Source organism: Mesorhizobium sp. B2-3-6 (assembly GCF_006442305.1).
Taxonomy (GTDB): Bacteria; Pseudomonadota; Alphaproteobacteria; order Rhizobiales; family Rhizobiaceae; genus Mesorhizobium.
The window spans coordinates 239586-258116 of the sequence record NZ_VFVW01000002.1; the positions used below are offsets into that span (position 1 = coordinate 239586).

The following is an 18531-nucleotide window of genomic DNA, read 5'->3' on the forward strand; positions in this document are numbered from 1 at the left end:
CGTCTGCCCTCTCCACCGTTCGCTGTTCAGCAGCCACTGTAATGCGAAACTCCGCCCAGGCAAACTAGGGTGAGTGCGGAAATCCGCACAGGCCTCCATCGAAACGGGGACAAAACTGCCGGAAATCCAGGGTTCCGGCCTTTTCTCGATCTGGCACGGCGCTTGCAAAACTCTCGGCGGCGGCGAGCGACCGGAGCGCCGCGATGGGAGAAGTCTTGCGGGGCGGCGCGTGCCGTTCCCTCCGGCCAGGGAGATAGCAGATGCACATGGCAGACCAATCACGCGCGCCCGCCGCGCAGCGCAAGCCGCTCTACGCCCAACTCTACGTGCAGGTGCTGGTGGCGATCACCGTCGGTATCCTGCTCGGCCATTTCTATCCGTCGCTCGGTGAGAGCATGAAGCCGCTTGGCGACGCCTTCATCAAGCTGGTCAAGATGATCATCGCCCCGGTTATCTTCCTGACGGTCGCCACCGGCATCGCCGGCATGAGCGACCTGCAGAAGGTAGGCCGCGTCGCCGGCAAGGCGATGCTCTACTTCCTCACCTTCTCGACACTGGCGCTCATCATTGGCCTGATCGTGGCCAATGTCGTGCAGCCCGGCGCCGGCTTCAACATCGACCCGGCGACGCTCGACGCCGCGACCGTCAACAGCTACGCCGCCAAGGCGCACGACCAGTCGGTCACCGGCTTCCTGATGAACATCATCCCGACGACCATCGTCGGCGCCTTCGCCGACGGCGACATATTGCAGGTGCTGTTCTTTTCAGTGCTGTTCGGCATTGCGCTGGCGCTGGTCGGCGACAAGGGCGCGCCGGTGCTCAATTTCCTGCAGGCGCTGATGGCGCCGATGTTCAAGCTGGTCAGCGTGCTGATGAAGGCAGCTCCGATCGGCGCGTTCGGCGCCATGGCCTTCACCATCGGCAAGTACGGCATCGGCTCGGTCATCAACCTCGCCATGCTGGTCGGCACCTTCTACATGACCGCTTTCCTGTTCGTGTTCATCGTGCTGGGTGCCGTCTGCCGCTACAACGGTTTCTCCATCCTGTCGCTTATCCGCTACATCAAGGAGGAGCTGCTTCTGGTGCTGGGCACCTCGTCTTCGGAAGCAGCACTGCCCTCGCTGATGGAGAAGATGGAGAAGGCCGGCGCCAAGCGCTCGGTGGTCGGCCTGGTCATCCCGACCGGCTATTCCTTCAATCTCGACGGCACCAACATCTACATGACGCTGGCCGCGCTGTTCATCGCGCAGGCGACCAACATCCACCTCTCCTTCGGCGACCAGATCCTGCTGCTCCTGGTGGCGATGCTTTCCTCCAAGGGGGCGGCCGGCATCACCGGCGCCGGCTTCATCACCCTTGCCGCCACGCTTTCGGTGGTGCCGGCTGTGCCTGTTGCCGGCATGGCGCTGATCCTCGGCGTCGATCGCTTCATGTCGGAATGCCGGGCGCTGACCAACTTCGTCGGCAATGCGGTGGCGACGCTGGTGGTGGCGCGCTGGGAAGGCGAGCTCGACGAGGCCAAGCTGGCCAGGGCGCTGGCGGGAACGGCCGACGACAGCCTGCCGGCGGACATCGTTCCAGCCGAGTAATCACAACGGCCGCACAGCGATAGTAAATGGCCGGAGGCATCGCCGCCTCCGGCCATTTTTCGTGTGTTCACCGTGTGAGGCGGCAGGACTTGCGCACGCCGCGCAGCTTGAGCTCGACCATCAGTGTCCGCCCTCGTGTCCGGGATATCTGCTTGGCCCTTCGACAGGCAGGCGGGCTGTGCCGTCGTCGAACAGGACAAGGCTCGCCGCGCCGATCAGCCCGGCGTGGCGGCCGAGCTGGGCCAGAACCACCGGCACGTCGCGATACGCGCGCATGGCGCGCTGGCGGATGGTCGCCTCTATTGCCGGAGCCATCAGATCGAGGCCATTGGCGATGCCGCCGCCGACGACCAGCACGTCGGGCGAATAGAGATGCAGGAGGTTGGTGAAGCCGACGCCCAGCCAGCGCGCTTCCTCCTCGAGCAGGGCCAGGGCGAGATCGTCCTGCAGCCGCGCTGCATCGACGACATGGCGGCCCGTCACCTCGGCATTAGCCGAGAGGCGGCGCAGCGTCGAGCCGTCGAAGGCCGACGTCGCGGCATTGGCGCGGCGGCCGAGCGCGGTGCCCGAGGCGATGGCCTCGAAACAGCCGACGACACCGCACATGCAGCGCTCGCCTTCATTGGTGATGGTCATATGGCCGATCTCGGCGGCAAGGCCGCGGCGGCCGTGCAGGATGCGCCCGTCGACGACGACGCCGCCGCCAATGCCGGTCGAGACGGTGACGAAGACAAGCGAACGGGCACCGTGGCCGGCGCCGAAGCGCCACTCGCCAAGTGCCGCGGCATTGGCGTCGTTCTCCAGCCGCACCGGCAAGCCGAGCCGCCGCTCGAGGATGTCGGCGAGCGGCACGTCCAGCCAGCCGGCGAGCGTCGGCGGCCCGACGGCGATGCCGGCCAGCGGATCGAGCGGTCCCGGCGCACCGACGCCGACACCGAGGATGGCGAGGGCCGGCGCCTTGGCATGGATGGTCGCGGCGAGAGCCTCGATCTGGCCGATCACCACTTGGGGACCGGCCTGCGCCTGTGTCGGCACCGCCGCGAATGCCAGTATCTTGCCATCATGGTCGACCAGGGCGGCACGAAGCTCGGTGCCGCCAAGATCGATCGCGAGAGCGGCCTCGTTGCTCATGCCGCGACTTTCAGCCCGTGCAGCCAGCCGATGCGGCCGGCCAGATCCTTGTCACCGAAGGCGAGCGAACCAAGAACCACGGTCTCCGCACCCGCGGCACGCAGCAGCGGCACGGTCTCATGGCGGATGCCGCCGTCGGCGGCAAGAACCACGTCCGCCTCGCGTCCGGTCTTGCGCAGGATGGCGCGGGCCTCAACCAACCTGTCGCAGGCTTTCTCCGAAAGGCCTTGCCCCTTGACGCCGATCGCGGTTCCCAGAAGCGTGACGAACGCGACTTCGGACACGAAGGGCCTCACCGCTTCGACCGGCGTTTCCAGCCGCAGCACGACGCCGGCTTCGGCGCCAAGTTCGCGCGCCAGCCGCACAGCGCGCAATCCTGCTTCGCCATTCTCGGCATGGGCGCTGATCATGTCGGCGCCGGCCTCGATGAATTGGCGCGTCTGTTCCTCGATGATTGTCCCGTCGACCATCAGATGGACATGGATGGGCTTGGCCGTCAGTTTGGCAATACGGGCGACCAGATCGGGGAAGAACAGGAAGGACGGCGCGAAGTGGCCGTCAGCGACATCGATGTGGTGAAGGTCGACATAGGGTTCGATGCGCTTCAAGTCGCTCTCGAAATTGGCGAGATTGGCAGACCAAGACGAGAATTCAGCGATCAGACGATCGCGCGGCAATGCGGCGATAGCGGCCGGGCCTGACAGGGGTTTCGAGATCATGACTGGTCCTGGTTGTTGAAATTTTTATCGAGAAAGCCGCCGATCGCGGCACGGATTTCGGCGAAGTGGCGATCCCTGTCGGTGGCCTTCGGTGTCACCTCGGTGAAGATCGCGTTGAGGATTGTCTTCACCAGTTCGCGGGCAGTCGCCAAGGGATGGACGAGGTCGACGCCGCTTCCGACGACGAGTGTGGGGATTGAGAGCGCAGAGGCTGCGGCCCGCGAAACGCCGGGCCCATCGCCAGCGATTGCCTGCATCATTTCGGCGAAGTCCGCTGCATTGTTGCGCTCGAAGAAACCGAGAAGGGAAGCCAGATTGTCGGGTGCCTCGGCGCGGAACCGGGCGGCCGTGGCCGAAGCGGCAAAGACGGCGCGCGCCTCGTTCGGCGGACGGTTTCGGATGAGCTCGGCCACTTCCGCATAGGGACGCATGTTTTCAGGGGCCGCGTCGAAGGCCCAGGCAGGCCGGACCAGCACCAGGCCGGTGACGCGCTCGGGATGCCGGACGGCCAGGCGCAGCGCGATCGCCGCACCCATCGAGATGCCGCCGGCGACGAAGCGTTCGATGCCGACCGCATCGGCGGCGGCCAGCACGTCGTCGGCGAACATGGCGATCGAAAAGGGGCGCTTATGGCCGGCACCGGAGCCGCCTTGCGCCCGGCATTCGACGGTGAGCCGGCGTCGCGACGGGCCGTCGGGAAAACTCTGCGCCACCTGGGCGGCGTCACCGCCGAGACCGTGCTGGAAGACGACGGGAAGCCTGCCTTGCTCCGTGTCGAAGACACGAAGCGCCGCATCGTCGCGAAGCATGGTCGTCGGTGCGACGCTCATCGGAGCAGGCGGCGCAGAAAGGCGGCAACGGCGGGAGCTTCGTCGGCCGACAGTCCGTGCGTGACAAGCGGGCCATCGAATTTCACGGTGTTCAGCCGCGCGACGAAATCCGGAAAATCGACAATGCCCTCCCCTGTTGTGGCAAAGCGGCCGTCGGCATGCCGGTCCTTGGCATGCGCCATGGCTATATGGGCAGCGGCCTCGTCGATCGCCGCCGCGACGATGGCGCGCGCCTCCTCCGGCGTCGTATGCTCGAACAGGTTCGCCGGATCGAGCACGATCTTCAGATGCTTCGAGCCCATGTCGGCGATCAAGCGGGTGGCATCCTTCGCCGAGGTGACGATGTTGGCCTGTTCGGGCTCGATGCCGAGATCGACGCCTGCGCCTTCGGCCAGCGCCAGCGCCTTTTCCATCTCAGTGGCCATGTCGGACCAGGCGGCCGGTGTGGCGTTGTCGGGATGATAGGCCCATTGGTCGGCTGCATTGCGCGAGCCGGTGCAGAGCGTGACCAGCGGAATGTCGAGGGCGGCGGCTGTATCGATGACGACGGCAAGGCGGCGAAGACCATCATCGCGCACCGCCTTGTCTGGATGCGCCATGTTGTAGGTGCCCGACAGGGCGGCGAGCGATACGCCTGTTGATCGGGCGGCGGCGCGAATGGCCGAAATGGCTGCGTCCGGCACCGCATCGGGCATCGACGGCAGGCCGGCGCAAGCGAGATTGAATTGCGTCGTCTCATAGCCCGCCTGCCGCACTGCTTCCAGCACAACAGCCGGCTCGGTGCCCGCAAAGGTCTTGGCGAAGATGCCGAGACGCATCAGACCGCACCCGAGGCCGAAGCGAGCTCGATCCGCTCGCCGGTCTCGACGGAGCGGGCAATGGCGACCATGGCGCGGATCGAGGCAATGCCGTCCTCGACATTGGCACCGCGCATCGGCGCGCCGTTCAGCACCGTGTCGGCGAGACCTTCCAGCTGGCGGCGGAAGAAATGGCCGTCGGCGCCGAGCGGTTTTCGCGAGGTCGCGTCCTTCTCATGGAAGATATCGACCTCGCTGGCGCGGAAGTACCAGGGATTGAACGTCTTGGCGATGACGGAGCCGTTCTCGCCATAGAGCTGGAAACCCTCGTGCCAGTCCATGCGTACGGCGACGGTGAGATCGAGATGGCCGAGCGCGCCGCTGGCGAACTCGGTCTCGACGAACCAGCAATAGGCGCCGAAGCGTTCGTTGAGACGGGCGCGTACGGCCGTGATCTCGCCGCAGAGGAAGCGGGCCGTATCGGCCAGATGCGAGCCGTGCGCCAGCATGAAATACTGCCGGAGATCCGCCTTCGGATTGCCGGACGGTTTCTTCGCCAGCTTGCTGGTGACAGGCAGCGGCTGCACCGCATCCGTATTGGTGTAGCGGTGGGTGGAATCGCAATACCAGGCCTTCAGCGCCAGCACCTCGCCCATTTCGTCGCGCACGAAGTCGCGCGCCGCCTCCAGCGCCGGATCGAAGCGTTTCATGTGGCCGACCTGCAGGATCCTGCCGGAGCGTTTCACCGCCGCCGCCAGCGCCTCGCCTTCCTCGACCGAAGTTCCGATCGGCTTTTCGCACAGCACATGCTTGCCGGCGTCGAGCGCCTTGATCGACATCGGCACGTGATAGGCGTCCGAGGTGGCGACGATGACCGCTTCCAGCTCCGGATCGGCGAGCATCTCGTCATAGTCGGCATACATCTTCCGCGGCTCGTAGGTGGCGCCCATGCGGGCGAGCAGGTCGGGTGCGGCGTCGCAAATGGCGTAGAGGTCGGCATTGCTGGCCTTTGCACAGGATTCCAGATGCGCGAACTGCGCGATGGGGCCGCAGCCGAGCACGCCGACCCTGAGGCGCCTGTCCTGTTTCCCGATCATCGTCTCAGGCCCCGTAGCCGCGCATCGTCTGGCGGTTGGTCTTGACCGCGCCGGCAGGATCGGCCGCGGCCGTGTCGGATTCTTCTTCAAGCACCAGCCAGCCGTTGAAGCGCGGCGCCGCACCGACGATCTCGATCACTTCAGGCGTGTCGCAGACGCCTTTACCCAGCATCGCCCAATCGCCCTTGGCGTCGACGTCCTTCAGATGGATGTAGCGGATGCGGTCGCGGTAGGTGGTAAGCGTATCGGCCATGTCCTTGTGGCCGCGCAATATGTGGCCGGTATCGGGCACCCAGCCGACCAGGTCGGGTTCGAGCAAGGCAAAGATCGCGTCGTAGTCGGCGCGGTCGAACAGCAGCGTGTTGTGGTGCGAACTCGGATGCACTGCGACCTGGACGCCGGCCTTGCGCCCGAGCTCGCCGGCCCTGTTGTAGACCTCCGCGGCGATAGCGAATTTGTCGTCGCGCGAGCCGTTGGAGACGACGGTCGCCGAGCCCATCGAGACAAGCGCACCTGGGAACGCGGCAGCGAAATCGATCCAGCGCCTCGCGGTTTCGAGATCGGCGCCGATCTCGTCCTTCAGCGTGAAGCCGCTTTTCGAACCGAAGGCGAAGGAGACCAGCGTCAGGCCGGATGCTCCAAGCGCCGCGGCGAACTCCGTCGGCTTGCCTGCATAGCGGCCGATCATGGTGTCGGTGATCTCGATGCCGGCATAGCCGCCATCGGCGATCGCCTTCAGGAGATCGTCGGGGCCGCCGGTCCAGGCCTTGCCGAGCATCTCCCAGGTGAAGGTCTGGCAGCCGATCTTGAGCTTCGTCTTCGTCATGTCGTTCATTCCTTGACGCCGCCCTGGGTTTCCTTGGCGCCCCTGGGTTCCGCATGGTCTATAAAAATTTTACGCGCGTCAATATTCAATATGTTGTATAGCGGCTGCGAGGAATGATCCATTGGCGGGCAACGGATCGGGCAGAGCGTGGCCGCATCGGAGGAACGACAAGAAAATGCACGGACAATCGAAGACGAAGCTTGGGATCGGCGTCGTCGGATGCGGCAACATCTCGATGACCTACCTGCGCAATGCCGCGCTTTTCGGCGGCATCGAGTTGCGCGCCTGCGCCGACATCTCGGCCGAGATGGCTGCCTTGCGCGCCAAGGAATATGGCATTCGTGCGCTCGGCGTCGATGCGATGCTAGGCGATCCCGAGATCGATCTCGTCCTCAACCTGACCATCCCGGCTGCACATTTCGAGGTCTCGCTTTCGGCGCTTTCGGCGGGCAAGCATGTGTTTACCGAAAAGCCGCTGGCGACCTCGACCAGCGACGGGCGCCGCCTGGTGTCGGAGGCGGCCAAGCGGGGGCTGCTGCTCGGCTCGGCCCCCGACACTTTCCTCGGCGCCGCCGGCCGGCGGGCGCGCCGCCTGATGGACGATGGCGCCATCGGCCGCGCCGTGACCGGCACCGCCTTCATGATGGGCCGCGGCATGGAGCACTGGCACCCCAACCCGCAATTCTACTACCAGCCGGGCGGCGGCCCGGTGTTCGACATGGGCCCCTACTATCTGACCATGCTGGTCAATTTGCTCGGCCCCGTCCAACGCGTCATGGCAATGGCGACGCTGGGCCAGCAGGAGCGGCTGATATCAGCCGAGGGACCGTTCAAGAACACGACCTTCAAGGTCGGCACGCCGACCAACGTGCTGTCGCTGCTCGAATTCCGGTCAGGCGCGACAGTCACCTTCGGCGCCTCATGGGACGTCTTCAAGCACTCCAACCATCCGATCGAACTGCACGGCACGGAGGGCTCGCTGCGCCTGCCCGACCCCGACACGTTCGGCGGCACCGTGTCCTTGTCCGAGCGCGGCGCCGAGTGGAAGGATTTCCCCAGCGAGGGCGAACTCTACGGCGCCCGCAACTGGCCCTATGCCGCGCCCGACCGCGCCAACTATCGCATGCTCGGCGTCGCCGACCTCGTGCGTTCGCTCGCGACAGGTGCCACGCCCCGCGCGTCCGGCACTCTGGCGCTGCATGTGCTGGAGATCATGGAGGCGATCCTGCACTCCGGCGAAACGAAAAACCCGGTCGCCATTGCTGGCGATGTCGTCCAGCCGGCCCTACTCTCGGAGGACGAGGCGCGCGACCTGCTCGCCTAGATGCAATCATGACGGAGATTGCGATGACGCTCGATCCTGATGCTCTGCGTGCCCTGGAAATCGGCCGCGCGGCCGGCGGTGCGCCGTTCGAGAACGGCAGCGTGGCGGCGGCGCGGGCCGCCTACAACGCTTCGTTCCCGGCGCAGCAGGGCGAACATGAGCCGGTCGCGGCGACGTCGCAGCGGCAGATCGACGGACCGAACGGCCCGGTTCCGATCCGCATCCATCGCGGCATCGGCGCACCGCGAACCGGCGCGCGCGCCGTGCTCTATCTGCATGGCGGCGGCTGGGTCATCGGCAATCTCGATTCGCATGACGAGATCTGCCGCTGGCTGGCCAATCTGGCCAATGCCGTCGTCGTCTGCCCCGCTTATCGACTGGCACCAGAGCACAAGTTCCCCGCCGGGCTCGAGGACTGCGCGGCAGCGCTCCGCTTCATCGCGCAAGACGCCGGGGAGCTCGGCATCGATCCTGCCCGTATCGCCGTTGCCGGCGACAGCGCCGGCGGCAATCTTGCCGCCGTGCTGGCACTGCTCGCCCGCGATGGGCAAGCACCGCCGCTTGCCGCCCAGATCCTGATCTATCCCAACACCGATGCCCGCCAGACGGCGGACAGCTACCGCCGTTTCGGTAACGGGTTTGGACTGACCGCCGCCACCATGGCCTGGTTCCGCGACCACTATGTGCGCACCCCGGACGACATCAAGGACTGGCGCGTTTCGCCGCTGCTGGCACCGAGCCTTGCAGGCGCGGCGCCGGCGTTTGTCGTGACCGCCGGTCACGATATCCTGGCCGACGAAGGGACCGCCTATGGCGAACGCCTGCTTGCTGAAGGGGTGCCGCTGGTCCTGCGGCACTGGCCGGGCCAGATCCACGGCTTCGTCTCGATGGGCCGCTACATTCTCGCCGCGCGGCAAGCGATGAGCGAGGCCGCGGCCTGGCTCCAATTGCAGACGCGCGCTCAGGCCGACTGACGCATCACCAGGGTCGCGCCGAGCTTGACGTTTCGCACGAGGTCATGCGCGGGCGGGCGGGCCTCGTCGAGCAAGGCCAGCAAGATCTCGACGCTGCGGCCGGCCATTGCGGCGAAGTCCTGCGCCATGGTGGTGAGCGGCGGACAGGTGTAGCGGCTCAACGGGTGGTCGTCATGGGCGGCGACACGGAAGTCGCAATCGGGCTTGCGGCCGATCTTCAGCCCGCGCGTGAAAGCGGCCGACATGATGCCGAAGGCGAGCCGGTCATTGGCGCACAGGATGGTGCCACCAGGCAGGCCTCCCTTGTCGAGCGTCCTTTCCATCCATTCATGGCCGATCCGCTCGAAGTCCCAGGTGTAGTCGCGCGCCGCGTTGATGACGACAGGCTCAAGGCCGGCGGCCCGCATCGTCTCGATATAGCTTTGCAGTCGCTCGCCCGAATTGTGGTTGACGTGCGGGATGTCGACATACACCGGCGGCTCGCCGGACCGGCAGAGATAATCGACCATGATCGACGTGCTCTGGTGGTTGTCGTTGCCGACGAAGGGCGTGTCACCCTCGATATAGGTGTCGAAATAGACGATCGGGATGTCTTTGCCCATCCGTTCGAAGACGCCTGGCTCGGAGACCGATCCCAGCGGGGCCACGATGGCGCCGGCCACCTTCAGCGAGGTGAGCGTCTTGACCGATTCCGACTCAAGCCTGGGCGAACCGTGCGAGGAGATGACGATCGGCCAAAAACCTTCGTCGCGGCAGCGCAGCTCAATGCGGCTGACCATCTCGGCATAGAACGGATCGGTAATCGCCGGCACGACGATGCCGACATTGCGGGTGCGCTTGCGGTTGAGATTACGGGCGAAGAGGTTCGGCTGATAATCCGAGGAGCGAAGCGCGGCCTCGATGCGGGCGCGCGTCGCCGGCTTGACGCTCGCCGGATCATCGAAATATTTCGACAGGGTCGGCCGTGACACGCCGCACGCCCGGGCGAAGTCATCCATCGTGCGGTGCGTCTTTTCCGCCATCGATATTAAGGGTCCCTTGCCCTCGCCCGCCGCCCCGGCCGACACGAGTCACGTGGCCGTTGCCCGGAAGCAGCAATGCTCGACCGAACTTGTCCAGTCAAGTTTTAACGGTTCCCAATAGATCGCAGAGTCATTACGCGCGTCAAATTATTTATTGACGCTTTCAAAGCAACACTGAAGCTTCGGAAGGAAGCCAATGGGATAGGCCCGGTCTTGCATCGACGATGATAAGTTCGCATTGGGCGCATCCATGGGCGGGAGGCGTACGCGACGCCTCCCGCCCCGAACATCATTCGCCCCGCATCGTCGCCTGGAAGGCCGGCAGGTGCTTCTTCTGCGCTTCCAGCATGCGTTCGCGGTAGACGCCGTAGATGACATCGGTGTCGTGCAGGGTCACGCCCGCGATCGTCGGCGAAGCGAAGACCGGCAGTTCGATGCCGCGCTTGGCGAGCTGCTCGGCGGTACGCGCGATCAGCTCATGCGCCAGGATCATGGCGAGTACCGTCGAAGAGCCGGAGACCGGACGGCTCCAGCCCTCGACCGGAACGATCGCATCCTCGATCGGAGAGCAGGTGTCGATGACGAGATCGGCCGCGTCGGCCAGTCGCTTGCCGGAGGAGTGCGTCGCGGGCTTGTCGAGATTGTTCTTGCTGGTGACCGCAACGACGAAGATGCCGCGCTTCCTGGCATAGAGCGCCGTGTCGATGCCGGAAGAGTTGCGGCCGCTGTGGCCGAAGATGATGATGGAGTCGCCCTTGTTGAGCGGCTGATGATCCAGAAATTTTTCGGCGTATTTCTCGGTGCGCTCCAGCCACAGCAGCTCACGCACGCCGCCGGCGCCGAGCACATTGTGCCACATCACGCGCGGGTCCGTCAGCGGGTTGAAACCGACATAGCTGCCGTAACGCGGAAACACTTCTTGCACCGGCAGCACCGAATGGCCTGAACCGTAGAGATGGATCAGACCGCCGCCTTCAAGCGAGTCGGCAAAGCGGCTGGCTGCCTGGCCAAAGGCCGCTTCATTGGTTTTCGCTGCCTGGTCGATGAGGGCGGCGAGACGGTGAATGTAGAGGTCGGACACGTGGGTACTCCTGTTAAGTGTCTGCTTGGGTGATGATGGATCAGCTTCGCGGATTTGACGGGACGCGCCCGGCGCGCAGCGTCGAGCGTATCTCGTAGCGGTCGCCGCGCATGATGGAGACGGTGAACTCGAACGGACCGCGCTCGTCGGTGGCGATACGCTCGACCACGAAAGCCGGACTGCCGACCGGCAGATCGAGCAGCTCGGCGTCCGCCGCGCCAACCGCGCCGACGCGATAATTCTCGCGCGCCGCCACCGGTACGATGCCGTAGTGGCGCTCCAGCGCCTCGTACAGCGATCCCTGCAGCAGGCCGGCGTCGAGGAAGCCCGGCACACGTGCGGCTGAGAGCTGCGCCGTCTGGATGCCGATCGGTTCGTTGTTGCCGAGCCGCAGCCGCCGGATGCGCACCACCGGGTCACCCTCCTCAATCTCCAGCGCGCCGGCCGCCGCCGCATTGGCGATGGTGAGGCTGCAATCGAGCAGGCGCGAGCCGGCAACGACGCCGATGTTGCCCATCTCCTGGGTGAAGCTCGTCAGTTCGCGGGTGCCGGCGACGAGCGTGGTGGAGCGCACGAAGGTGCCGCGTCCGTGTTCGCGGCGCAGCAATCCGCTTTCCTCCAGATTGCGCAAAGCGTGGCGCAGCGTGATGCGGCTGACCCCGAAAAGCGCGCCCAGCCGGTCTTCGGCCGGGATCTGGTCGCCCGTCGCCCATTCGCCGCTCTTGACGATGGCGCGGATGGCCTCCTCGACCTGATACCAGAGCGGCTCGGGCCTTCTGCGATCCGGCTGCTGAAAACTGGCTTCACTCATCGGATCTGTCTCCACCCGCTTCCGGCCTGCCCGGCCACTGCCGCACCGACCAGGCCTGCGCCAGGGCCGAACGCGCCAGCCTTGAGAGAAATGCCGCGCAGATGCGGCGGCAGTTGGCGCCGCAGCGCGGCAAGCAGCGGCGGTCCGATGACGTCAAGCGCATCGGCAAGGCCGCCGGAAACCAGGATCACCTGGGGGTCGAGCAGCGCGACGGCGCCGGCAAGCGCGGTGCCCAGCCGGCGCGCCGGCAGCTCGAGCAAGGTCTGTGCCGCGAGTTCGCCCGCCTGGGCAGCCGCGATCAGCTGGCGGCCGCTGGCAAGGCCGACCTGACCGGCAAGCGCGTCAAGCGCACGGCCCGATGCAACGCGCTCCAGCCAGCCGCTGCGCTCCTCGCCATGGTCCTTGATGTCGGCGCAGGCCCAGCCGAACGAGCAGGCGCCGCCATGCGTGCCGGCGACGATGCGGTGGTTGGCGAGCACCGCCGAGCCTATGCCCGTGCCGATTGCCAGCAGGATCGCATCCGACATGCCCTTCGCGCTGCCTTCAACGGCTTCCGCCAGCAGGGCGATCTGCGCGTCATTGCCAACGGCGACGCGCAACTGCGGGAACAGCGCCGCGATGTCGACACCGTCGAGCCAAGGGAGATTCGGGATCCAGCGGCAGACCGACCCCTCGACGAGACCTGGCACCGCCAGGCCCAACGCCTTGACCGCGCCAGCCTCGGCGCAAAGCGCCGTGATACGGGCGACGAAGGCATCCAAGCTTGCCGGCGCCGGTTCGCGGCTCGGCCTCTCCAGCGCGCTGACATTGCCGGACTGGACGGCGGCGCGCAGATTGGTGCCGCCGAGATCGATGGCCAGAACCCGCGTCATCGGCGCCCTCCGGCAGCCGGTGGCGCGAACAGACCGCTGCCGGCGTTCCAGGAATGCGAGGCCGCCGCGAAGGCCTGCGCATGGCGCGTGCCGCGCAGGCAGCCGCGCAGACGGTAGAGCGCGCTGTAGTAATCGACATAGGGGAAGCTGCTCAGGCCGCGCGCCAGCTCGTATTCATGCACCGCCTCGCTCCACGCCTCGAAGCCGTCGCTGACGTCGACCAAATGCTCGGGGCGGAAACCGTCATCGTCCTCCCAGTTCTCGCCGAACAGCAGCAAGCCCGGCGTAAAGGCGGCATGGTCGCGCGCAACGGTCGGCAAGGCGGCGAAGAAGATGCCGGTCTGCGTCAGCTTGGCTGCGGCGCGATGGTCCTTGTGCCAGCTGCCGTGCCAATGGGTTATGACCACTTCCGGCTTCAGCTCGCGAATGACATCGCACAGTTTCAGCGCCGTCTCGTCATCGGAAGGCAGGAAGGCGTCATGCAGGCCTAGATTGCGCATGGCGACGCCGAGGCGAGCGGCGGCCCTGCCCGCTTCCTCTTCCTTCTGGGCGCAATAATGCTCGGGGATCAGGCACGGATGGCCCTGCTCGCCCATGCTCAGGTGCAGGAACGTCACCGTGGCGCCCCTCATTATGGCGGCCGCCGCCAGCGGTCCGGCGATCACCTCGGCATCGAAGGCATGCGCGCCGACGACCAGGATGGATTTGGCGGCATAGATCCTGTCCTCGATCACTTCATGCCTCCCCCGGCGCCGACGCCCTCGCGAATCTGGCGGGCGAGCAGACAATACATGATCAGGATCGGCGCCATGGAGATCGCCAGCGAGGCGAACACCAGGCCCCAATCGGTGCGGTACTGGCCGACGAAGACGCTGATGGCCAGCGGCACGGTCTTGTAGCGGTCGTCGAAGATGAAGATCAGCGGGAAGAAGAAGTCGTTCCACACGGCGATTGCCGTGAAGATGGCGACGATCGACACCGCCGGCTTCACCATCGGCAGGATGATCTGGAACAGGATGCGGACCTCGCCGGCGCCGTCCATGCGTGCCGCCTCGTCGAGTTCGGAGGGCAGGACGCGCATGAAATTGGCGAAGATGAAGACGGCGAAGGGAATGCGGATCGCCGAATAGACGAGGATCAGTCCGGTCAGGGAATCCAGCAGGCCGAGATTGCGCATCAGCGTGAACAGCTCGACCGAGGCGAGCCTTGTCGGCAGCATGATGCCGGACAGGAACAGGCCGAGCATGATGGCGTTCCAGCCCAGCCGATAGCGGCTGAGCGGATAGGCGGCCATGGCCGAGACGACGATGGTGAGGATGACCGCGCCGGCGGTGACGATCAGGCTGTTGATGAAATTGTGGCCGAGGTCGGCGCGCGTCCAGGCGTTGACGAAATTGTCGAAGGCCCAGCTTGCCGGCAGGCCGAGCCGGTTGTCGTAGATTTCGGCCGTCGACTTGAAGCAGGAGACGACGAGGATGTAGAGCGGCAGCAGCACGGCCGCCGTCCACAGGGCAAGCACCGTCCAGCCGGGCAGCCGCGAAAGCCGGCGCGAGATCACGGGATTGCCTGCCATGGTCAGCGCGCTCATAGCTGCACCGTGCGGCGGTCGAAGAAACGCAGCATCAACAGCGTGCCGACGCTGAGGATGAGGAACAGCATGGTGCCCAACGCCAAAGCAAGCCCGATATCGGTGATGCCGACGGCGCCCTCCGCGCCGAAGGCCAGCCTGTAGAAATAGGTCACCAGCGTGTCGGTCGAATAGCTCGGATTGCCCTGTACGCCTTGCATCACATAGACGATGTCGAACTGGTTGAAGGTGTTGATGAAGGACAAAGTCGTCAGCGTGCCCAGCGCCGGCATCAGCAAGGGCAGCGCGACGGAGAACAGCATGCGCGCATTGCCGGCGCCGTCGAGTTTCGCCGCCTCGAAGATCTGGCCCGAAATCTGCCGCAGGCCCGCCGTGTAGATCAGCACCGGCAGGCCCATCCAGTTCCAGGCGTCGACGGCGACCAGCATGGCCAGCGCGGTGTGGCTGTTGCCAAGCACGGTTAGGCTGCCCTGATGCAGGCCAAGCCCGTTCAGCGCCCATTCGACCACGCCGCCCGGCGCCAACAGCAGGCGCCACAGCGCACCGACGATGACCGGGCTCAGCACCGCGGGGAAGAAAAAAACCGACTGGAAGAAGGCAGCACCCCTGTCGCGCAGGAACAGCAGCCAGGCAAACAGCAGCCCGATGCCGTTCTGGAAGACCATGATGCCGAAGAACCAGGCGGTGTTGTGCCAGAGGGCGCCGTAGAGCCTGGCGCTACTGGGGAAGACGAACAGGCGCGAAAAATTCGACAGGCCGGCGAACTCGGTGATGCGCAGCCCCTTCCAGATGAAGAAGCTGCCCCACAGCGACATCGCCAGGGGATAGAGGACGAACAGGGCGTAGACGGCCAGCGCCGGCAGGATGAAAAGCACGGCCATGCGCTGCTGCGTTCGCTTCAGGCTGCTTTTGCGGCGACGATCGATCATGCGTGGCTTGCCCGGTGGGAGGCCGGCCGCATTGCGGCCGGCCCGGCTCCTTACTGCTTCGGCTTGAACCAGGTGGCGACGGCGGCCTGCATGTCGGCCGCCAGCTTCTCCGGTGCGATGTTGCCTTCGACCATGTCGATGATCTCCGCTTGCAGGACGGAAGAGGCGGTCGGCGACTGCCAGCGGAAGCCGACCAGCGTCAGGTAGGGCGTCGAGTTCTTCGACATCTCCATCATCTCGGCCAATACCGGGTCCTTCACCGTGACATCGGTGCGGGCTGGCGGCCAGCCGAGTTCGTCTGCGAACATCTGCGCGAATTCGGCCGAGGCCATGAAGTCCAGCACCTTGATCGCGGCTTCCTTGTTCGCGCTTTCGGAGACGAGGCCGTAGGAGCCGTCCGAGAAGGCCGAGGTGTAGAGCTTTGCCCCCGCATCGTCGGCGGGGAACGGGAAGATCGAGAATTTCAGCTTCGGGTTCTGCGATTTGAAGCTGCCATTCTCGAACGAACCGCCAAGAAACATCGCGGCCTTGCCACCAATGAACTGCTGGGTGGCGGTGGTGTAGTCGATCCCGGCGAAGCCGTCGGGGAAATAAGGCTTCAGCTCTGCGAAGCGCTTCAGCGCCGCGACATAGCGCGGATCCTCGAAGGTCGCCTTGCCGGTCATCATCTCGTCGTAAAAGCCGGGGCCGTAGACGGTCGGGCCGATGACGCCGACGCCGATCTCCAGCTCCCACGCCGAGCCGTTGGCGCCGCCGGTGGCGATCGGCGTGATGCCGGCCGCCTTCAGCTTGTCGCAGGCGGCGACGAAATCCTTGTAGGTCTTGGGGACCTCGATGCCCTGCGCGGCAAAGATATCCTTGTTGTAGAAGACGCCCATCATCGGCACCGAATAGGGCACGCCGTAGAGCTTGCCGTCGGAGCGCCCACGCGCGCCGCCAAGGGCTGCGTCCGGCATGCTCTTCAGTTCCGGCACGCTCTCGTCGAGCGCGTCGAGATAGCCCGCCTCGACGAAAGGCTGCAATTCGCCATAGGCCTTGAGCTGGGCGATGTCGGGCCCGCGCCCGCCACGCAAACTCGTGCTCAGGCGGTTCTGGTAGTCGGCATCCGGCGTGAACTGGATGTTGACCTTGATGCCTGGGTTCTTGGCCTCGAAGGCAGCGAAGATGCGGCGCATCGCGGCTTCGTCCTCGGTGCGCCAGCTCCACAGCGTCACCGTGCTGTCGGCCCGCGCCGGCAGGCTGGTGAACAGGCCAGCGCAGGCGGCAAGGCCGCCGATCAGGCCAAGGGCTGCGCGTCGGTGAATTGAAAGCATGCTCATTGCCAGTCTCCCATTTTTATCTGTCCTTGGCGTCCCACGGCCCTATCGACGCCGCGGAGAGTCATTCCTCAGGAAAGTCATTATAACGACATAGCAGCCTCCGCAAGAGGTCTGACACTCCCTCCGGGAACGGCTGGGCTAAGCCAATCAACCATGATTCCTTCACAGCTAACTGTATTTCCACCGTAAATTTCGTATGTGAACGGACAGCAGAGAAATCAGGGACAGCGCCATGCGCAGCTTTTTCGCAATCGGGCCCTTGCGCCAATGCTTCATGTTGTCATAACGTCATCGTGATCGCTAGCCTGAGGGAGGATGAGGATGTCTCTTGCCTGGACTTCGAAACTGGCTCTGGCCGCGAGCCTGGCCATCCTGCCCGCCAGCGGCTGGGCGCAGTCGGTCAACATCTCCTATCTCACCCATTGGTCGCCGGAGACGGTCGCATTGCTGGAAGCGGCGGCCAAGGACTATGCGAAGACAAATCCAGATGTCAGCGTCACCGTGCGCGCCGTTCCCTTCGGCGATCTCCTGACCACGCTGCGCTCCCAGGGCGGCGGCGCGGACGGTCCCACGATCGGCGGCATCTACGATCTCTGGTTGCCTGAGCTCGCCCGCGACAAGCTCGTCGCGCCCGCCCCCGACCCCGTCGCCGAAGAGGTCAAGGGAGCATGGCCGGCTGGCGTGGTGAGCGCCGCATCGGTCGGCGGCAAGCTCTACGGCATTCCCAACGAGATCGACGTCTACGCGCTGAACTACAACAAGGCACTGTTCAAGCAGGCCGGCATTGCCGCCGCGCCGAAAACCTGGGACGAGTTCAAGGAGGCGGCGAAGAAGCTGACCAACAAGGATGCCGGCCAGCAGGGTTTCGGCATGATCAATTCCTGGGCGGCGGGCGTCGTCCATCCCTTCGCCTCGCTGCTGGTCTCCAATGGCGGCGACCTGGTCAAGGACGGCAAACCGGCGCTGGACACTCCGCAGGCCGCGCAGACCTTCCAGCTCTATGAGGATCTCATCAAATCGGGCGCCAGCGTGCCGGCCATGGCGACGGCAGACGCCAACACCACCGGCCCCTTCCTCGACAATTTCGTCTCCGGCAAGACCGGCATGATCATCATGGCCAATTGGTGGGAAAGCGCGCTGAAGGCAGGCATGGGCGACAGGTTCGCGGATATCGCCACCGCACCAATCCCCGTCGGCCCGAGCGGCGACAAGCCGCATTCGATCTCCTATTCCTGGATGACCGTGGTCAACGGCAATGCCGGCGAGGCCGAGCAGAAGGCCGCATGGGAATTCCTGGCCTGGCTCAACAATCCGAAATCCGGCAAGAACGGCGCCTCGGCGATGTCCGACATATTGATGTCGATGGGCATCCTGCCCTCGCGCAGCTCCGATATCGAGGCCCACAAGGACAAGCTCGGCTCGGAATTCCTGTCGGGCTATGTCAGCGTGCTGGCCGACGCCAAGCCCTTCCCGGTCGTGCCGGGCGGACAGGAGTTCTCGGAATCCCTGCAGCAGACGCTGGAGGCGTTGCAGTACGGCCAGGTCTCGGCCAAGGATGCGCAGGCGACGGCGCAAGCGGACGCCGCCTTGATCCTGGAGCGCGCCGCCAAGTAGACCGAACC

At 65.4% G+C, this 18531-nt stretch carries 18 protein-coding genes; 4 read left to right on the plus strand and 14 right to left on the minus strand.

From position 1 onward, the window contains the following. The first annotated feature begins 260 nt into the window (after positions 1 to 260). On the plus strand, positions 261 to 1589 hold the full coding sequence (locus FJ953_RS06840) for a dicarboxylate/amino acid:cation symporter (RefSeq protein WP_140497716.1): 1329 nt from the start codon (positions 261 to 263) through the stop codon (positions 1587 to 1589). Between the two features lie 120 nt (positions 1590 to 1709). Here FJ953_RS06840 and FJ953_RS06845 read toward each other — a convergent pair whose 3' ends face one another. The 6 genes from FJ953_RS06845 to FJ953_RS06870 are packed head-to-tail and all read right to left on the minus strand — an operon-like array spanning position 1710 to position 6989. Beyond that, complete coding sequence (locus FJ953_RS06845) at positions 1710 to 2720, minus strand: ROK family protein (RefSeq protein ID WP_140623665.1); 1011 nt, start codon at positions 2718 to 2720, stop codon at positions 1710 to 1712. After that, positions 2717 to 3439 carry a ribulose-phosphate 3-epimerase gene (locus tag FJ953_RS06850; RefSeq protein WP_140623667.1) on the minus strand — a complete coding sequence of 241 codons (723 nt, stop codon included), beginning with the start codon at positions 3437 to 3439 and terminating at the stop codon, positions 2717 to 2719. Before FJ953_RS06850 ends, FJ953_RS06845 begins: the two co-directional genes overlap by 4 nt. Next, positions 3436 to 4269, minus strand: a complete 834-nt coding sequence (locus FJ953_RS06855) for an alpha/beta hydrolase (protein ID WP_140623669.1) — start codon at positions 4267 to 4269, stop codon at positions 3436 to 3438. The genes FJ953_RS06850 and FJ953_RS06855 overlap by 4 nt, the downstream gene beginning before the upstream one ends. Continuing rightward, positions 4266 to 5087: a sugar phosphate isomerase/epimerase gene (locus FJ953_RS06860; protein WP_140623671.1), complete on the minus strand. Its 822-nt coding sequence runs from the start codon at positions 5085 to 5087 to the stop codon at positions 4266 to 4268. The genes FJ953_RS06855 and FJ953_RS06860 overlap by 4 nt, the downstream gene beginning before the upstream one ends. After that, positions 5087 to 6163, minus strand: coding sequence for a Gfo/Idh/MocA family oxidoreductase (locus FJ953_RS06865; RefSeq protein ID WP_140623673.1), 1077 nt, complete (start codon positions 6161 to 6163; stop codon positions 5087 to 5089). Before FJ953_RS06865 ends, FJ953_RS06860 begins: the two co-directional genes overlap by 1 nt. Positions 6164 to 6167: 4 nt before the next feature. Continuing rightward, a complete protein-coding gene (locus FJ953_RS06870) occupies positions 6168 to 6989 on the minus strand; it encodes a sugar phosphate isomerase/epimerase (RefSeq protein ID WP_140555540.1) in 822 nt (273 codons plus the stop codon). A 175-nt stretch (positions 6990 to 7164) separates the two neighbouring features. Here FJ953_RS06870 and FJ953_RS06875 point away from each other — a divergent pair, with 175 nt between their 5' ends. Both FJ953_RS06875 and FJ953_RS06880 read left to right on the plus strand, forming a co-directional pair. Beyond that, complete coding sequence (locus FJ953_RS06875) at positions 7165 to 8313, plus strand: Gfo/Idh/MocA family oxidoreductase (RefSeq protein WP_140623675.1); 1149 nt, start codon at positions 7165 to 7167, stop codon at positions 8311 to 8313. 23 nt (positions 8314 to 8336) lie between these two features. Next, on the plus strand, positions 8337 to 9287 hold the full coding sequence (locus FJ953_RS06880; protein ID WP_140624026.1) for an alpha/beta hydrolase: 951 nt from the start codon (positions 8337 to 8339) through the stop codon (positions 9285 to 9287). On the opposite strand, the gene FJ953_RS06885 is transcribed toward FJ953_RS06880, so the two are convergent. From FJ953_RS06885 to FJ953_RS06920, 8 genes are all read right to left on the minus strand, one after another. Further along, the gene (locus tag FJ953_RS06885; protein WP_140623677.1) at positions 9275 to 10309 is read right to left on the minus strand and encodes a LacI family DNA-binding transcriptional regulator; all 1035 of its coding nucleotides are present in this window, start codon (positions 10307 to 10309) and stop codon (positions 9275 to 9277) included. The genes FJ953_RS06880 and FJ953_RS06885 overlap by 13 nt on opposite strands. A gap of 289 nt (positions 10310 to 10598) precedes the next feature. Then, a complete protein-coding gene (locus FJ953_RS06890; RefSeq protein WP_140520921.1) occupies positions 10599 to 11390 on the minus strand; it encodes an SIS domain-containing protein in 792 nt (263 codons plus the stop codon). A 40-nt stretch (positions 11391 to 11430) separates the two neighbouring features. After that, positions 11431 to 12201, minus strand: a complete 771-nt coding sequence (locus FJ953_RS06895; protein ID WP_140520922.1) for a GntR family transcriptional regulator — start codon at positions 12199 to 12201, stop codon at positions 11431 to 11433. Then, positions 12198 to 13073, minus strand: coding sequence for an ROK family protein (locus FJ953_RS06900; RefSeq protein WP_140623679.1), 876 nt, complete (start codon positions 13071 to 13073; stop codon positions 12198 to 12200). The genes FJ953_RS06895 and FJ953_RS06900 overlap by 4 nt, the downstream gene beginning before the upstream one ends. Continuing rightward, positions 13070 to 13807, minus strand: a complete 738-nt coding sequence (locus FJ953_RS06905; protein ID WP_140623681.1) for a PIG-L family deacetylase — start codon at positions 13805 to 13807, stop codon at positions 13070 to 13072. Before FJ953_RS06905 ends, FJ953_RS06900 begins: the two co-directional genes overlap by 4 nt. Beyond that, a complete protein-coding gene (locus tag FJ953_RS06910; protein ID WP_140623683.1) occupies positions 13804 to 14661 on the minus strand; it encodes a carbohydrate ABC transporter permease in 858 nt (285 codons plus the stop codon). Before FJ953_RS06910 ends, FJ953_RS06905 begins: the two co-directional genes overlap by 4 nt. Next, positions 14658 to 15590 carry a sugar ABC transporter permease gene (locus tag FJ953_RS06915; RefSeq protein WP_140514575.1) on the minus strand — a complete coding sequence of 311 codons (933 nt, stop codon included), beginning with the start codon at positions 15588 to 15590 and terminating at the stop codon, positions 14658 to 14660. The genes FJ953_RS06910 and FJ953_RS06915 overlap by 4 nt, the downstream gene beginning before the upstream one ends. A gap of 50 nt (positions 15591 to 15640) precedes the next feature. Then, entirely contained in the window at positions 15641 to 16909 is a 1269-nt protein-coding gene (locus FJ953_RS06920) for an extracellular solute-binding protein (protein ID WP_140623685.1), read from the minus strand. Between the two features lie 321 nt (positions 16910 to 17230). Between FJ953_RS06920 and FJ953_RS06925 the strand changes: the two genes are divergently transcribed. Next, entirely contained in the window at positions 17231 to 18523 is a 1293-nt protein-coding gene (locus tag FJ953_RS06925; protein WP_140623686.1) for a sugar ABC transporter substrate-binding protein, read from the plus strand. Positions 18524 to 18531 lie beyond the last annotated feature (8 nt).

Coding starts and splice junctions, on each gene's coding strand:
- FJ953_RS06840 (WP_140497716.1), top strand. CDS start 261: ATGCACATGGCAGACCAATCACGCGCGCCCGCCGCGCAGCGCAAGCCG.
- FJ953_RS06845 (WP_140623665.1), bottom strand. CDS start 2,720: ATGAGCAACGAGGCCGCTCTCGCGATCGATCTTGGCGGCACCGAGCTT.
- FJ953_RS06850 (WP_140623667.1), bottom strand. CDS start 3,439: ATGATCTCGAAACCCCTGTCAGGCCCGGCCGCTATCGCCGCATTGCCG.
- FJ953_RS06855 (WP_140623669.1), bottom strand. CDS start 4,269: ATGAGCGTCGCACCGACGACCATGCTTCGCGACGATGCGGCGCTTCGT.
- FJ953_RS06860 (WP_140623671.1), bottom strand. CDS start 5,087: ATGCGTCTCGGCATCTTCGCCAAGACCTTTGCGGGCACCGAGCCGGCT.
- FJ953_RS06865 (WP_140623673.1), bottom strand. CDS start 6,163: ATGATCGGGAAACAGGACAGGCGCCTCAGGGTCGGCGTGCTCGGCTGC.
- FJ953_RS06870 (WP_140555540.1), bottom strand. CDS start 6,989: ATGACGAAGACGAAGCTCAAGATCGGCTGCCAGACCTTCACCTGGGAG.
- FJ953_RS06875 (WP_140623675.1), top strand. CDS start 7,165: ATGCACGGACAATCGAAGACGAAGCTTGGGATCGGCGTCGTCGGATGC.
- FJ953_RS06880 (WP_140624026.1), top strand. CDS start 8,337: ATGACGCTCGATCCTGATGCTCTGCGTGCCCTGGAAATCGGCCGCGCG.
- FJ953_RS06885 (WP_140623677.1), bottom strand. CDS start 10,309: ATGGCGGAAAAGACGCACCGCACGATGGATGACTTCGCCCGGGCGTGC.
- FJ953_RS06895 (WP_140520922.1), bottom strand. CDS start 12,201: ATGAGTGAAGCCAGTTTTCAGCAGCCGGATCGCAGAAGGCCCGAGCCG.
- FJ953_RS06900 (WP_140623679.1), bottom strand. CDS start 13,073: ATGACGCGGGTTCTGGCCATCGATCTCGGCGGCACCAATCTGCGCGCC.
- FJ953_RS06910 (WP_140623683.1), bottom strand. CDS start 14,661: ATGAGCGCGCTGACCATGGCAGGCAATCCCGTGATCTCGCGCCGGCTT.
- FJ953_RS06915 (WP_140514575.1), bottom strand. CDS start 15,590: ATGATCGATCGTCGCCGCAAAAGCAGCCTGAAGCGAACGCAGCAGCGC.
- FJ953_RS06920 (WP_140623685.1), bottom strand. CDS start 16,909: ATGAGCATGCTTTCAATTCACCGACGCGCAGCCCTTGGCCTGATCGGC.
- FJ953_RS06925 (WP_140623686.1), top strand. CDS start 17,231: ATGTCTCTTGCCTGGACTTCGAAACTGGCTCTGGCCGCGAGCCTGGCC.